This window comes from Nocardioides sp. Iso805N, from assembly GCF_000364605.1.
Taxonomy (GTDB): Bacteria; Actinomycetota; Actinomycetes; order Propionibacteriales; family Nocardioidaceae; genus Nocardioides.
In genome coordinates this window covers 323,186-336,950 of sequence record NZ_KB822578.1, presented here as the reverse complement: position 1 = coordinate 336,950, position 13,765 = coordinate 323,186, and the positions used below count along the sequence as shown (strand labels likewise).

Annotated in this window: 16 protein-coding genes and 1 tRNA gene; 7 read left to right on the top strand and 10 right to left on the bottom strand. The window is 68.8% G+C overall.

Translation table 11 applies throughout. The features are described 5' to 3' along the window. Positions 1-199: 199 nt before the first annotated feature. Both H036_RS0111470 and H036_RS0111465 read right to left on the bottom strand, forming a co-directional pair. Positions 200-1,051 (bottom strand): SDR family NAD(P)-dependent oxidoreductase, encoded by an 852-nt coding sequence (locus H036_RS0111470; protein ID WP_198289951.1) that lies wholly within the window; start codon positions 1,049-1,051, stop codon positions 200-202. Between the two features lie 23 nt (positions 1,052-1,074). Further along, positions 1,075-1,731 (bottom strand): TetR/AcrR family transcriptional regulator, encoded by a 657-nt coding sequence (locus H036_RS0111465; RefSeq protein WP_017934928.1) that lies wholly within the window; start codon positions 1,729-1,731, stop codon positions 1,075-1,077. 30 nt (positions 1,732-1,761) lie between these two features. Here H036_RS0111465 and H036_RS0111460 point away from each other — a divergent pair, with 30 nt between their 5' ends. After that, positions 1,762-2,568, top strand: coding sequence for an SDR family NAD(P)-dependent oxidoreductase (locus H036_RS0111460; RefSeq protein ID WP_051068664.1), 807 nt, complete (start codon positions 1,762-1,764; stop codon positions 2,566-2,568). A gap of 64 nt (positions 2,569-2,632) precedes the next feature. Here the strand turns inward: H036_RS0111460 and H036_RS0111455 are convergent, their stop codons facing one another. From H036_RS0111455 to H036_RS0111445, 3 genes are read right to left on the bottom strand one after another with little or no spacing between them, the layout of a single operon-like run. After that, positions 2,633-3,394, bottom strand: coding sequence for an SDR family NAD(P)-dependent oxidoreductase (locus H036_RS0111455; RefSeq protein ID WP_017934926.1), 762 nt, complete (start codon positions 3,392-3,394; stop codon positions 2,633-2,635). Between the two features lie 38 nt (positions 3,395-3,432). Next, on the bottom strand, positions 3,433-4,710 hold the full coding sequence (locus H036_RS0111450; RefSeq protein ID WP_017934925.1) for an acyl-CoA dehydrogenase family protein: 1,278 nt from the start codon (positions 4,708-4,710) through the stop codon (positions 3,433-3,435). 42 nt (positions 4,711-4,752) lie between these two features. After that, positions 4,753-5,766, bottom strand: a complete 1,014-nt coding sequence (locus tag H036_RS0111445; RefSeq protein ID WP_051068663.1) for a phosphotransferase family protein — start codon at positions 5,764-5,766, stop codon at positions 4,753-4,755. A 76-nt stretch (positions 5,767-5,842) separates the two neighbouring features. Here H036_RS0111445 and H036_RS0111440 point away from each other — a divergent pair, with 76 nt between their 5' ends. Then, positions 5,843-6,850, top strand: coding sequence for an NADPH:quinone oxidoreductase family protein (locus H036_RS0111440; RefSeq protein ID WP_232421851.1), 1,008 nt, complete (start codon positions 5,843-5,845; stop codon positions 6,848-6,850). Positions 6,851-6,919: 69 nt separating this feature from the next. Here H036_RS0111440 and H036_RS0111435 read toward each other — a convergent pair whose 3' ends face one another. Next, positions 6,920-8,101: a thiolase family protein gene (locus tag H036_RS0111435; RefSeq protein ID WP_017934922.1), complete on the bottom strand. Its 1,182-nt coding sequence runs from the start codon at positions 8,099-8,101 to the stop codon at positions 6,920-6,922. After that, complete coding sequence (locus tag H036_RS0111430; protein WP_026145970.1) at positions 8,098-8,511, bottom strand: Zn-ribbon domain-containing OB-fold protein; 414 nt, start codon at positions 8,509-8,511, stop codon at positions 8,098-8,100. Before H036_RS0111430 ends, H036_RS0111435 begins: the two co-directional genes overlap by 4 nt. 204 nt (positions 8,512-8,715) lie before the next feature. On the opposite strand from H036_RS0111430, the gene H036_RS0111425 reads away from it, so the two are divergent. Further along, entirely contained in the window at positions 8,716-9,930 is a 1,215-nt protein-coding gene (locus H036_RS0111425; RefSeq protein WP_017934920.1) for a CaiB/BaiF CoA transferase family protein, read from the top strand. 22 nt (positions 9,931-9,952) lie between these two features. After that, a complete protein-coding gene (locus H036_RS0111420) occupies positions 9,953-10,447 on the top strand; it encodes a DoxX family protein (protein ID WP_017934919.1) in 495 nt (164 codons plus the stop codon). Positions 10,448-10,730: 283 nt separating this feature from the next. Here H036_RS0111420 and H036_RS0111410 read toward each other — a convergent pair. The 3 genes from H036_RS0111410 to H036_RS22625 all read right to left on the bottom strand — a co-directional run bounded on the left by H036_RS0111410 (position 10,731) and on the right by H036_RS22625 (position 12,308). Beyond that, positions 10,731-10,807 (bottom strand) — tRNA-Met (locus tag H036_RS0111410). Between the two features lie 74 nt (positions 10,808-10,881). After that, a complete protein-coding gene (locus tag H036_RS0111405; RefSeq protein WP_017934917.1) occupies positions 10,882-11,637 on the bottom strand; it encodes a GAF and ANTAR domain-containing protein in 756 nt (251 codons plus the stop codon). Further along, a complete protein-coding gene (locus H036_RS22625) occupies positions 11,634-12,308 on the bottom strand; it encodes a GAF and ANTAR domain-containing protein (protein ID WP_157417271.1) in 675 nt (224 codons plus the stop codon). Before H036_RS22625 ends, H036_RS0111405 begins: the two co-directional genes overlap by 4 nt. Positions 12,309-12,505: 197 nt before the next feature. Between H036_RS22625 and H036_RS22620 the strand changes: the two genes are divergently transcribed. From H036_RS22620 to H036_RS0111385, 3 genes are read left to right on the top strand one after another with little or no spacing between them, the layout of a single operon-like run. Continuing rightward, positions 12,506-12,904: an ATP-binding protein gene (locus tag H036_RS22620; RefSeq protein WP_017934915.1), complete on the top strand. Its 399-nt coding sequence runs from the start codon at positions 12,506-12,508 to the stop codon at positions 12,902-12,904. Beyond that, positions 12,901-13,344: a DUF5994 family protein gene (locus tag H036_RS0111390; RefSeq protein WP_017934914.1), complete on the top strand. Its 444-nt coding sequence runs from the start codon at positions 12,901-12,903 to the stop codon at positions 13,342-13,344. The genes H036_RS22620 and H036_RS0111390 overlap by 4 nt, the downstream gene beginning before the upstream one ends. 48 nt (positions 13,345-13,392) lie before the next feature. After that, complete coding sequence (locus tag H036_RS0111385) at positions 13,393-13,761, top strand: hypothetical protein (protein ID WP_017934913.1); 369 nt, start codon at positions 13,393-13,395, stop codon at positions 13,759-13,761. Positions 13,762-13,765 lie beyond the last annotated feature (4 nt).

Below are 13,765 nucleotides of genomic sequence, written 5' to 3'. Positions count from 1 at the left end.
GGCATGGTGCCTCCCTCGACGAGGTTCGTGCGCCCGGTTCGACCGTGAACGTGCAGACACAGGAAGGGGACGCATCTGACAGTTCGTCACTTTAGTGATTCGGCTCACAGCCGTCAACGATTCCACCGAAACATCCCGTCATTTCCGGCGATAGCGACGCGCGTCTACCGCCGCCGATCGCTCGACTCTGACGATCGTGTCACTCGGCGGGAGCGGACCCGACGATCGCGTCGAAGGCGGCGTCGATGCGGGCGTGCCGACGACGTACGCCCTCGCGCGTCTCGGGGTGGGTCAGCACGTAGAGGTCGCGGCGGCCGATGGCCTCGACGGCGATCGCGGCCACGTCCTCGGCCTCGAGCACGTGGACGCCGGCAGGGATGTCGTGTTCCGGCACCGACGCAGGATCGACACCGGGCCGGTTCCGGGCGCTGCTGGCGATCCGGGTCCGGACCATCGCGGGCATCAGGACACCCACGCTCACCCGTGCGCCCCGCTGGGCGAGCTCCTGCGAAACCGCCTCGGTGAACGCGACCACGCCGTACTTCGAGGTGGCGTACGCCGCCAGCCCCGGACCGGCCACCAGCCCGGCGATCGAGGCCGTGTTGAGGATGTAGCCGTCCTCGGAGGTCTCCTCCATCAGCGGGAGGAAGATCTTGGTCCCGTTGATCACGCCCCAGAGGTTGACCCCGATGATCCAGGCGAAGTCGTCCAGACTCAGCTCGTCGAACGGCACGACCTTCGCCACCCCGGCGTTGTTGACAAGGATGTCGATGCGTCCGTGCTGCCGGATCACCTCGGCGGCCAGCGCCTCGATGTCGGCGCGGGACGTCACATCGGTCACCACGCCGGTGGCGCCCAGCTCGGCCGCCGCCCGCTCCAACGATGACCGCTCGACGTCCGCGATGACCACTGCCACTCCCTCGGCTCGCAGCGCGTGCGCGATCGCATAGCCGATGCCGGAGGCACCACCGGTGACGACCGCCACCTTGCCGGTGAAGTCGAAGTCGCCGCTCGCAGGGCGTGCAGAGCCCACCGGGCTCGCAGGACTCACCGGGCTCCCCGGGCTCACCGGGCTCACCGCTCAGCTCGCAGTCCGCGCAGCACGAATCGACCCATTTCCTCGAGCTCTTCGGCCGACGGCGCGGTGGCGTTCCAGAGATGACGCCGCATCGCCCCCACGACCAGGTCCGAGACGCATGCACCGTCACGGTCCGGGTCGCAGCCGAGGGCGCGAAGTGGCTCGGCGAGCAGGTCGGTGATCGGCTTGAGGAGCTCGGTCTGGCTCCCCGCCTGCACCGCCGCCCCCGCTTGGTTGAGATATCCGAGCACGGAGCGACTCGTGCGGGCGAGGTCCTCGTCGCTCACCTGCCGCAGCACGATGTGGATCCACGTCAGGATCTGGTCGCGTGGGTCCTCGACAGCGGCCATCCGCTCACGCAGCGTCTCGGCCACGCGCAGCGTCCCTCGCTCGAGCACGGCGAGGATCAGCTCGTCCTTGCTGCCGAACGTGCGGTACAGCGTCTGGTTGGAGATGCCCGCGGCGGCGACGATGTCCGAGACCGACGGGATCACCGGCGCCGAGCGCTCGATCAGCTCGATCGTCACGTCCAGCAGGCGACCGACCTCGTCCTCGGCGTTGCGGCGCTGGCGTTCGAGCCGTCGCGCGGCCGCACGCGCGACCCGATCGCCGACCGCCGGCGCGGCCGAGGGTGGTATATCGTTCTTCTGCACGGGTAATCCAATTCTGCTCTGAGGAGACCGATGACTTCCGGAACTCATGAGACCACGACACGGTCCGGTAGCGACACTCCCTCGCCGTTCGCTCTGTTCAGCCTTGAGGGCAAGGTTGCCCTCATCACAGGCGGCAGCCGAGGCCTGGGTCGGGAGATGAGCCTGGCGTTCGCTGCAGCCGGCGCCGACGTCGTGGTCGCCAGTCGCAAGCTGGACGCCTGCGAGCAGGTGGTCGCGGAGATCCAGCAGACCACCGGGCGCTCCGCCCTGGCCTACGCCTGCCACATGGGTCGCTGGGACGAGATCGAGGGTCTCGTCGACGCGGCGTACGAGCGCTTCGGGCGCGTCGACGTGCTGGTCAACAACGCCGGCATGTCCCCCGTCTACGACAAGGTCACCGACGTCACCGAGAAGATGTACGACAGCGTGCTCAACCTCAACCTGAAGGGGCCGTTCCGGTTGACGCAGCTCGTCGGCACCCGGATGAAGGGGCAGGGGTCCGGCAGCATCATCAACGTCAGCAGCACCGGTTCACTACGTCCGATGGGCTCGATCATCCCCTACGCGGCCGCCAAGAACGGTCTGAACGCGATGACCGAGGGCTTCGCCCAGCTGCTGGGTCCCGAGGTGCGCGTCAACACGCTCATGCCCGGGCAGTACCTCACCGACGTCGCCGCCGCGTGGGACATGGAGCACACCAACAAGATGTCGGAGCGGCTCCATCTCAAGCGGGTCGGCGAGCCCCACGAGATCGTCGGGGCCGCGCTCTTCCTGGCCAGCGACGCGTCGAGCTACACGTCGGGCACGATCGTGCGCTCGGACGGCGGCATTCCGTAGGACGCACACCCAGACAGAAGGGCGCCGCAGCTGGAGCTGCGGCGCCCTTCGTCTGCGTACGGGCTCAGCGCATCATCAGGGTGCCGCCGTCGACCGGGAAGACCTGACCGGTCATGAAACGCGACCCCTCCCCCGCGAGGAAGGCGAGGACGGGCACGAAGTCCTGGTCGACGTCGCCCAGCTTGCCGCCCAGGGGTACGGCGGTCGCCATGTAGGCGTCGTGGGCCGCGAGCTGCTCCGGGGTCATCGAGGCACGCGTCGTGTCGTACATGGGCGTCCAGATCGCCGGCGCGATCGCATTGACGGTGATCGCGTAGCGCGCCCACTCCTGGGCCACGGTCCGGGTCCAGGCGACCACGGCACCCTTGCTGGCCGAATAGGCGGCCTTGCCCTTGAGTCCCTTGATGCCGGCGGCCGACGCGAAGTTGATGATCCGGCCGCCGTGCTCCTTGAGGTGGCCGAAGGCCGCCTGATTGGTCACGAACGTGCCGGTCGCGTTGATCCGCATCACGCGGTCCCAGGCGGCGAGATCGATCTCCTCGGCCGGCGCGCCCGGCGCGACGCCCGCGGCGTGGATGAGGACGTCCAGGCCACCCAGACCGTCCACCGCCACGCCGAAGGCCTTGTCGACCGCGTCGGGGTCTGCGACATCGCACGTCACGAACCCGGCGCCGGCGTCGCGGGCGATCGACTCTCCCGGGTCGGCGGTGATGTCCACCGACACGACTGCCGCGCCGAGGGCGGGCAGCGCACGGACGAGGCCGGCCCCCATCCCGCTGGCGCCGCCGGTGACGATGATCCGGCGTCCTGTCAGGTCCTCTGCCATGTCCTTCTCCTTCTACTGGTCGGGCTGAGTCCCACGACTCAGGCCATGCCGAGCTTCGCCGTGGCGGCGGCCAGCTTCGACGGGATGTGGTCGGTCGGCCAGAGGCTGTCGGTGGCGTCGTACTCCTTGAGCACGGCACGGGCCACCTGGCGCAGGTGCACCTCGGTCGGGCCGTCGACGAGGCCCATCACCGGAGCGGTGATCCACATCTTCGCCAGCGGCGTGTCCTGGGTGACGCCGAGGGCGCCATGCACCTGGACCGACCGCTGGACGATGTCGTGCAGCACCTTGGGCGTGAGGAACTTGATCGCGCTGATGTCCTTGCGGCACTGCGCGTAGTCCTGGGTCTTGTCGATGAGCCATGCCGTTCGCAGCACGAACAGACGGAACTGCGTCAGCTGGGCGTACGACTCCGCGATGTAGCTCTGCACGGTCTCGCGCTCCGCGAGCGAACGCCCGCGGGTGACCCGGCTCAGGGCCCGCTCGCACATCATGTCGAGCGCACGCTGGGCCAGGCCGACGGTGCGCATCGCGTGATGCACCCGGCCCCCGCCCAGGCGCACCTGCGCGACCTGGAACGCCTTGCCCTCCTCGCCGAGCAGCGCGGTCGACGGCACCCGCACGTCCTCGTAGCGGATGTAGGCCTCGGAGCCCTCCTCGGCCGGTTCGTGGATGAGGGCGAGGTTGCGCTCGATGGTGATGCCCGGCGTGTCGGCGGCCACCAGGAACATCGACATGCCGTCGTGCGGTCCGGCCTCCTTGTCGGTGTAGGCCATCACGATGAAGAAGGTCGCGTAGCGGGCGTTGGAGGAGAAGAACTTCGATCCGTTGATGACCCAGTCATCGCCGTCGCGCACCGCCGTGGTCTCGAACCCGGACACGTCCGCGCCGCCCTGGGGCTCGGTCATCGAGTACGTCGAGAAGATCTCGCCGTCCAGCAGCGGCTGGAGGTAGGTCGCCTTCTGCTCGGGTGTGCCGAAGTGGGCGATGATCTCCGCGTTCCCGGTGTCGGGTGCCTGGGTCCCGAAGATGACCGGGGCCCAGGTCGAGCGGCCGAGGATCTCGTTGAGCAGCGCCAGCTTGAGCTGGCCATAGCCCTGACCACCGAGCGCGGGCTCGAGGTGACAGCCCCACAACCCCATGTCGCGGACCTGCTGCTTGAGCGGGTCGACGATCCGGCGGTGTTCGTCGTCGAGCGGCTTGTAGTTGTCGTGCGGCCAGACGAGGTCGAGTGGCTCGACCTCGTGGCGGACGAACTCGTCCACCCAATCCAGCTTCTTCTGGAATTCAGGATCGGTCTCGAAGTCCCAGGACATGATGCATGGCTCCTTGTTGGTTGCTGCGCGAGGTCCGGATGGTCAGCGAAGAGAGGTCGTCCGCGACAGCGAGGCCGCGAACTCCATCAGCTCCAGGACGATGGGGCCGAAGCGGGCGACGCGGTCGTCGGCTTCGCCCTTGGCGTGGCGGGCGACACTCGCCTCCAGCACGATGGCGAGCTTGAAGCGGGCCAGGATGACGTAGTAGTCGATCTGGGAGACGTCGCGGCCACTGACCTTCGCATAGTGCTCGAGCATGTCCTCGCGAGCCGGCATGCCGTCGTAGTTGAGGTAGCGGGCGTGCTCCATCGCGTCACCTTCGGGCGGCCAGCCGACCAGGACCCAGCCCAGGTCGAGCAGCGGGTCACCGATCGTGGTCATCTCCCAGTCGATGATGGCGGCCAGCTCCGCCGGAGCACCGTGGCGGTACATCACGTTGGCGAACTGGTAGTCGCCGTGCATGATGCCGGGCTCGAAGGTCCTCGGCGTGTGGTCGCGCAACCAGCGTGCGGTCTCATCGATGCCGGGGATGTCACGGAACTTGTACGTCGACAGGTGGGTGAGCCACCGATCGACCTGTCGATCCAGGAAGCCCTCGGGCTTGCCGAAGCCCTCCAGGCCCTGAGCCAACCAGTCGACCCGCGCGAGCTTGGCAGCTCCGTCGGCGAGCTGGATGGCGAGGCCGCTACGAGCCTCCAGGTCAGTGTCGAACGGCGCGGCCCACCCGCCAGCCATGGGGCTCCAGCCGTCGACCAGGTCCATCAGGTAGAAGGGGGCGCCGATGACGGCCAGATCGTCCGTCGCACCCCGGAAGGCAGCATGCGGGACGTCGGTGCCGGTGAGCGCCTTGAGCAGCCGGGCCTCACGCATCAGGACCTTCGTGCCCGCCTCGATGCCGTGGGCGGAGGGACGCCTGAGGGCCATCCGAGCACCACCCCGGGTGACGGCGTAGAGCTCGTTCTGGGATCCGCCGGACAGGGAGGTGACCTCCGCCAGCTCGCCATCGCCAGGGAGACCCTCGGCGTCCATCCACCTACTGAGCGATTCGATGTCCATGCTTGGGAATCTAGTTACCCGGATACGAGAATGCAATTACTCTGGGCGATGTGAGGCGAGACGAAGCGAGATGACCATGACGAGCATCCCCGGGGCGGCGACGATGCTCGCCGCTCGCATCCACCAGCTCGGAACACCCGAAGCGGTGCAGCTGGACACCGTCCCGCGCCCGGTACCAGGGCCGGGCGAGCTCCTGGTCGCCGTACACGCGGCCGCGGTGAACTTCCCGGACACGCTGATGATCGAGGGGCGCTACCAGACCCCGACGCCGTTGCCGTTCACCCCGGGGCACGAGTCCGCTGGTGTGGTGGTCGCGATCGGCCCGCAGGTGAATGGCTGGGCGGTCGGCGATCGCGTCGCCGTACTCGCGCCCGGCGCCTTCGCGGAGTACGTCGTAGCGTCCGCCCGCTCCGCCGTGCGCGTGCCGGCATCGATCGGCTTCGCCGACGCCGCGGCGACCTGGGTCTGCCACCTGACCGCCTACCACGCGCTGCGCTCGGTGGCCTCTGTCACGGCCGGCGAGACGGTGCTGGTACTCGGGGCCGGCGGCGGCCTGGGCCTTGCCGCGGTCGAGCTGGCGGCCCGGCTCGGCGCCACCGTGGTCGCGGCGGCCTCCACTCGCGAGAAGCTGGCAGCTGCCGGGTCCCGCGGAGCCACGCACCTCGTCGACTACGCCACCGACGGACTTCGGGCCGGCTTGCGCGAGGCCATCGGCCCCGGCGCGGTGGACGTGGTCCTGGACCCCGTCGGGGGCGATCGTGCCGAGGAGGCGCTGCGCGAGATGCGCTGGGGCGGGCGGTTCATCACGCTCGGGTATGCCAGCGACGCGATCCCCCGGATCCCGCTCAACCTCGTTCTCCTCAAGGGCGTGACCATCAAGGGCCTCGAGGTCCGGACCTTCGATCGGCACGACCCGGTCAGCGCCGCCCGAGACCGCGCCGAGTTCATCGAGCTGTGGACCTCGCAGCGCATCCATCCGATGGTCGGCGCGGTCTTCCCGCTCGAGCAGGCACGGGAGGCGCTGTCCTACGTCGCCGAGCGTCGCGCCGTCGGCAAGACGGTCATCGAAGTGCGGGCCGACTGAGCCCGCCACCTGCGGCAGGCTCCGCTCGAGCAGACGGCTGTTCGAACGGAGCCCGACGGCGCTCGCCGACTAGGCGAGGTGGAGCAGCATGCAGCCGGCCTCCGGGCCGCCACCGACGCCGACGGCGGCGAGCTCGACGTCCTTGGGGATCTGGCGCTCGCCGGCCTGCCGCCACAGCTGCACGCAGGCCTCGTGGACGAAGCCGTAGCCGTGCAGCCGGCCGGCCGAGAGCTGACCACCGTGCGGGTTGATCGGCAACCGGCCCTCGAGGCGGTAGTTCTCCTCGTCGTCGAGGAACGGTCCGACCTTGCCGTGCTCGGTGAAGCCGAAGGCCTCGATCCACTGTGTGCACAGATAGCTGAACCCGTCGTACAGGGTCGCGAAGTCGACGTCGCCGGCGGTGAAGCTCGTCGTCTCCCACATCGACGCCGCAGCATCATGCGAGGCCATCGTGGTCAGATCCGCGCGCTGGTCCCAGCTGTGGCGCTCATAGAGAGCCGCGCCCGCAGCCTCGATGGAGATCGGCGCGTTGGCGAGGCCCCCTGCCGCCTCCCGCCTGGAGACGATCACCGCTGTGGCGCCGTCCGCCGGCACATCGCAGTCGTAGAGCCCGAAGGGCCAGGACACCATGCGCGCGTTCAGGTAGTCGTCCATCGTCATCGGATCGCGATAGATCGCCTGGGGGTTGAGACCGGCGTTGTGCCGCGCGTTGATGACGAGCTTGCCGAGCTGTTCGCGCGTGAGGCCGAACTCGTGCATGTAGCGCTGGGCGTACATGCCGATCCAGTTGGCAGGAGACGCGGCACCGAACGGCATCCGGAACTCGGAGTGCCCCGAGGCGCGCACAGCCTTGCCGGTCAACGCCGCGGCCCGCCCCGCCGCCTGGGCGGTCGCCTCCCAGACCGAGCGGAAGCAAAGGACGTGCGTGGCCCGGCCGGAGGCGACAGCTGCCGCCGCATCGAGCATGGTGCCGATCTGGCCCGAGGTCTCGACGCCGCTCACGTGCCAGGTCGTCCGCAACCCGAACGCGTCGCGGACGTCATGGGTCGTCGCGCCGACGAATCCGCCCTCGGCGGCGACCGGTCCGGGGTAGCTCGCGATGCCGTCGATGTCGTCGAAGGTGAGCCCAGCATGAGCGACTGCTCGCTCGGCCGCCTCGAGAGCGAGATCAATGCCGGTGCGGCCGATCCGACGCCCGATCTGCGACTGTCCGACGCCTGTGATGACGGCGCGATCCTCGACGAAGGTCATGCCATCACCGGCCGGAACAGCGGGAGCGCCACGTCGTCCTGCTCGTCGAAGACCACCTCGACCGCCATGCCGACCTCGACCTGGTCGACGTCGCAGTCGACCAGGCACGTCGTCAGGCGCACGCTGGGATCCTCGTCGAGCTCCACGGCCGCCACCACATACGGCGGTGGGAAGGCGGGGAACCACGGGTGGTGGTTGATCGAGTAGGCCGCGACCTTCGCCCGGCCCGAGGCCACCTCCGGCCCGACGTCACGGCTACGGCAGCGCCAGCAGGCTCCCACCGGCGGATGGATCCAGCTCCTGCAGGCCTGGCATCGATAGATGCGCAGCTCCTGCTCGAACCCTCCCGTCCAGAACGCCCGGGACTCCGCCGTCACCTCTGGGAGCATCCGCCCCTCCGGGTCTGCCATCTAACCGCCTCCACTTCCTCCGGGCCTCACGTCGCGGCGCACGAAGCAGTGCTGCGCCATTATGAATGTAGCGTCAGAAAGAGAGTGTCGACAACCATCGATTCAGGTGGCCTGGCGAGATTTCTCGCGCAACACTCTGTGATGGAGCGCACATTCATGGCACACTTTCATGCACATGCAGTCAGATTTGATCGGAGTGTCGTTGTGGTCGGTGTGATGGACGGGATCCGGGTCGTTGAAGTTGCGGCCTGGACGTACGTGCCGGTGGCAGGCGCCATCCTGACGGAGTGGGGCGCCGATGTTCTGAAGATCGAGCATCCCGAGGTCGGTGACCCCCAGCGCGGGCTCGTCAGCTCCGGCCTGGTTCCCGCGGGCGGAGTCTCCCACATGTTCGAGCTCCCCAATCGCGGCAAGCGCAGCGTCGCGCTCGACCTGAAGTCGCCTGAGGGTCACGAGCTGCTGATGAAGCTTGTGGAGAGCGCCGATGTCTTCCTCACCAACTTCCGGCCCTCGGCGCGCGCGAAGCTGAAGATCGACGTCGATGACATCCGCGCCCGCAACAGCAAGATCGTCTACGTCCGCGGCTCGGCCGCCGGCCAGCGCGGCCCCGAGGCCGAGCGCGGAGGCTACGACCTGACCTCCTTCTGGGCCCGCTCCGGCATCGCGTCGAACGTGAGCCCGGACAGCCTCGGATTCCCGGTCACGATGCCCGGCCCGGCCTTCGGCGACACGCTCGGCGGCCTGGCGCTCGCCGGGGCCATCTCGACGGCGCTGTTCCACCGCGAGCGCACGGGCGAGTCGATCGTCGTGGACGGCTCGCTGCTCGCGACCGGCGCATGGGCGATGGGCGGCACCATCGCCGGCGCCTACGCGTTCAACCAGACGAGCTACCCCAAGCACACCCCCGACCGGGCGCCCAACCCGCTGGTCAACAGCTACCCCACCGCCGATGGTCGCTTCGTCACACTGGTCATGCTCGAGTCCGACCGGTTCTGGCCCGAGCTGGTCACCGCGCTCGGGGTGCCCGGCCTGATCGACGACGAGCGGTTCGACAGCCATGCCAAGCGTGGCCAGAACAACGTCGCCTGCATCGCCGCCCTCTCGGAAGCGTTCCGCGCCAAGACGATGGAGGAATGGGAGCCGATCCTCGCCACCCTCAACGGCGCGTGGGCCAAGGTGCAGCACCCGATCGAGGTCGTCGATGACCCGCAGGTGGTCGCCAACGACTACATCGCCGACCTCAAGGACGCCAACGGCACGCCGTTCAAGCTGGTCTCGGCGCCGATCCAGTTCAACGAGCAGCCCGGCGACGTACGTCGAGCCCCTGAGCACGGCGAGCACACCGACGAGGTGCTCGGCGAGATCGGGCTGTCGATGGAGGAGATCATCGACCTGAAGGTCAGCGGCGCCGTCCTCTGAGGACGGGGGCGGAGAGACAGCGGTGCACCTCGACCTGGGTCTGCTCATCATCCGCGTCGCGCTCGGCTGCATGCTGTGCGCGCACGGCTGGAACAAGATCTTCGGGTCCGGCGGTCTGCGCGGCACCGCGGGCTGGTTCGAGGCGCTCGGCCTACGGCCCGGTTGGCTGCACGCACGGCTGGCCGCCGGAACTGAGATCGGGGCAGGGCTGCTGATGACCCTCGGTCTGCTCACCGGACTGGCGGCGACGGGCTTCGTCGGGCTGATGCTCGTCGCCGCGCTGACCGACCATCACGGCAAGGGATTCTTCGTCTTCAAGGGCGGATGGGAGTACGTCGCCCTCGTTGCCCTTGTCGCGATCGGTCTCGCCGCCACGGGCCCCGGCGCATGGTCGCTCGACCACGCGCTGTCACTCACCGTCTCGGGCCGGCTGTGGTCGCTCGTCGCGGCCGTCGGCGGCTCCTTCGCGGCCCTGCTTCTCCTGGTCACATCTCGGCGTACGCCGTCGACACCGTGAGCTCAGCTGGCTCGCCTCGCCTTCGACGACACCCGGTTGAGGACTCTCAGCACGCGATCGAGAGTGTCGAGCGTCAACCCGAGCCATGTCTGGCCCAGGTCTTCCACGGTCGAGTCAGTCGTGAACGGCAGCATCGGGACGGGTGCTGGCACACGGTGGCCGAGGGGGCGGCCAACTCCTACGAGAACTCACCATCGACCCGCCGCGAGCCGACGCTGAAATGACCAAGACCCGAACCCACATCCGTAGGTTCGGGCCTTGCAGATGTCTTGCGACATCACCTTGGTAGCGGGGACAGGATTTGAACCTGTGACCTCTGGGTTATGAGCCCAGCGAGCTACCGAGCTGCTCCACCCCGCGCCGTTTGACGTGTTCAACCTAGCAGGTCGGACCCAGAAGCCTCGGATCGGCAGATGTCGAGCAAGGTTCGTGCCTCAGGTTCGGGCCTGCGTGATGATGGCGCCCGGTTGCAGTTCGCGGTGCACGAGCATGGTGGCGACGTCGCCGAGCTTGAGGTGGTTCTTGCGGGCATAGTCACGCAAGGCCTCGAAGCCGGCCCTGATGTCCACCGCGCCGTACTCGGCCAGGACTCCCTTGGCCTGCTCGATCACGATCCTCGTCTCGAGGGCGCGCTGCAGCTGGTCGGCGAGCAGCGACGAGCGCTGCACGGTGCGCTGTTGCAGGATCCCGATGGTGGCGACGTCGGCCAGGGCCTGGGCGATCCTGCGGTCGCTGGCCGAGAGTGCCGCCACACCTTCGGCGTTGAAGAGGTTGAGACTGCCGATCGTCTCCGACCGCAGCCGCATCGGCAGCGCGACGACTGAGCCGAATCCGCTGTCCTGGAAGGCCGCCCCGAACCGCGGCCACCGGCGCAGCGCGGTGTCGACGTCATCGACCTGGACGAACTCACCCGTTCTGACGCACTCCAGGCAGGGTCCCTGGTCGTTCTGCAGCTGGAAGAGCTCGAGCACGCGCGTCGTCTCGGTCGAGGAGGCGACCGGATGGAGGGCCCCGCCCGCGTCGACGATCAGCAGACCTGCGGTCGTCACGCCGAGCAGGTCGACGCATGTCTGGGTCAGCTGATCGAGGAGCTCGACGACGTCGAAGTCGTCGACCAGGCTGTCGGCGAGCATGACGAAGCGCTTCGCCAACTCGGCGTCACGGTGAAAAGGCTGCTGTACGGCGCTCATGACTGTTTCCCATCGAACCTGCGCACACCATCCAAGATCTCGATTGCGACAGCCGAGACCTCCACGCCTTCGCGGTAAGCCGCCGCGCGCAGCCGACTCAGCGCATCGTCAATGGTGGTATCCAACTGAACCATGACCATGCCAGCCGCGCGGTGGACGCTCATGGGATAGCCACCAGACCTCAGCCGGGCGTTCGGGACCTCCATCGGAGTGCTCGGCCGGAGGAGCTCTTCGGCGATGACCGTGCCGCTCTCGAGCCCGACCTGGATCTCGTCCCCGCTCAGGTCACCGGGCGAGCGGCGGTAGAGGTCGAGCGTTCCGAGCGCCACCGAACCGGCGCGGACCGGGAAGGCGAAGACCGCGCCGACCTCCAAGGCCGCCAGCTCCGGGGCGAGACCCGGCCATCGATCGGTCTGTGGGGTGCAGACCGAGGTGTCCGGCACCAGCACCGGCAGACCACTGGACGCAGCGTCGAAGCTGGGCCCGACGCCCATCGCGAACTGGAGGTCCTCCACCGCGCGGGCCACCCGATCCGTGGCATGGAGCAGGACGCGGGTCTGCCTGCTCGACAGCATCACCACACCACCACCGTCGACTCGGGTGTCACGGACGCATGCACGGCACGCAGCGGCGACCCGCGAACGATCGCCGTCGTACCGGCTTCCGGCCATGTCGGCTCCTCGCCGGGTGGCACTCATAGCGGCCAGTGCACGAGAAGCCGTCGCAACACCTCCACGCTACTGCAGCGCCATGGCCTCGACGTCCGAACGGGCTTATGATGACTTCCTCATCGTCTCGCCTGGACCACGCGACGACGTCCGTGTCGACGTGCTGTGAACGGCTTGCGATGGACGAGTGGCAGCTAACGATGGAGTTGCCGTGCGCGGCACCGAGCGTCTCGCTCGCACGCGGTTTCGTCGCCGACGTGCTCGTGGAGCGCGGGCTCGCCGACCTCGTCCCGGACGCGCGCGTCATCGCCAGCGAGCTCTCGACCAACTCCATCGTGCACGCACGGAGCGCCTTCACCCTCGGTCTGCTGCTGCGCGCTGGAGACCTCGTCGTCAGTGTCTTCGACACCTCCGATCTCCTGCCGGTCCGCCGTAGCCCGTATCCGACGGTGAGCACCGGGAGGGGGCTGCTCCTCGTCGAAGCGTTCAGCGGCGCCTGGGGAGTGCAACGGCATGCCTCCGGCGGCAAGACCGTGTGGGCGCGGCTTCGAGCGGTCGGCGTCGAGGAGCGGGCGGGCGATACGGGAGCGATGCGGTGAGCAGCGACGCAGGCGCACGACCTCGCAGCGCCAGGCTTGTGCTTCAGTGCTCGCCGAGCTGTGCCGACGTCGGCGGCCTGTGGTGGCCCCACGAGCGCTTCCTGACCGTGGAGCTGCCGTCCTTGGTCGGCAGCTGGCCGATCGTGGAAGGTCACATCGTCGGCGTCTCGTACTCACGATGGGATTGGGACGACCACCCCGACCTCGTCGAGATCCCCCGTCGACGAGGCCTCCTCCGCGCCCGGACACTTCCGCCGACGGCCGCGCACACCATCGCTCTGGCGATGCTCGACGGGTCGCGCACGAGCCTGGTCGTCGTCGCACCCGACGCGACCGACGACGCGGTCGCAGGGGCCTTCGAGCGGCTCGCGTTCGCGTCACCCCGCCCGGGCTGGGCTCCCCGGATAGGGCGGATGAGCAGAGCTTCGAGGCCGAGATGATGGTCGAGATGACCGTGCCTCGCTCGCGGCCGGACCGGACGGCGCGACATGGCTGATGCGGCCGAGCCCCGCGATGCGCGCTCCGACATCGCCGGTCGTGCACCCGGATGGAGTGCCAAACTCGGCCGTTGGTGGCGCACGGGCAACGTCGACAGCGTCCTGGCAGCTCGCCACCAGGCGGAGACCGCCCTGGAGTCCGCTGCTGCCGCCCACGACGGAGCCGCAGAGGCTCACCGGACGGCGGCGACAGCGCACCGCGCCGCTGCCGACTTCGCCGACGATCTCGGGGCCGTCGGGCTTGCCGGTTACCACCGCGATGCTGCGACGAGGAGCGATCGAGATGCCACGTTCGAGGCCGGGGCGGCGGACAAGGCGTGGGGCGATGCGCTGACGTTCCGCGCGAGCTCGAGCGACTGATCAC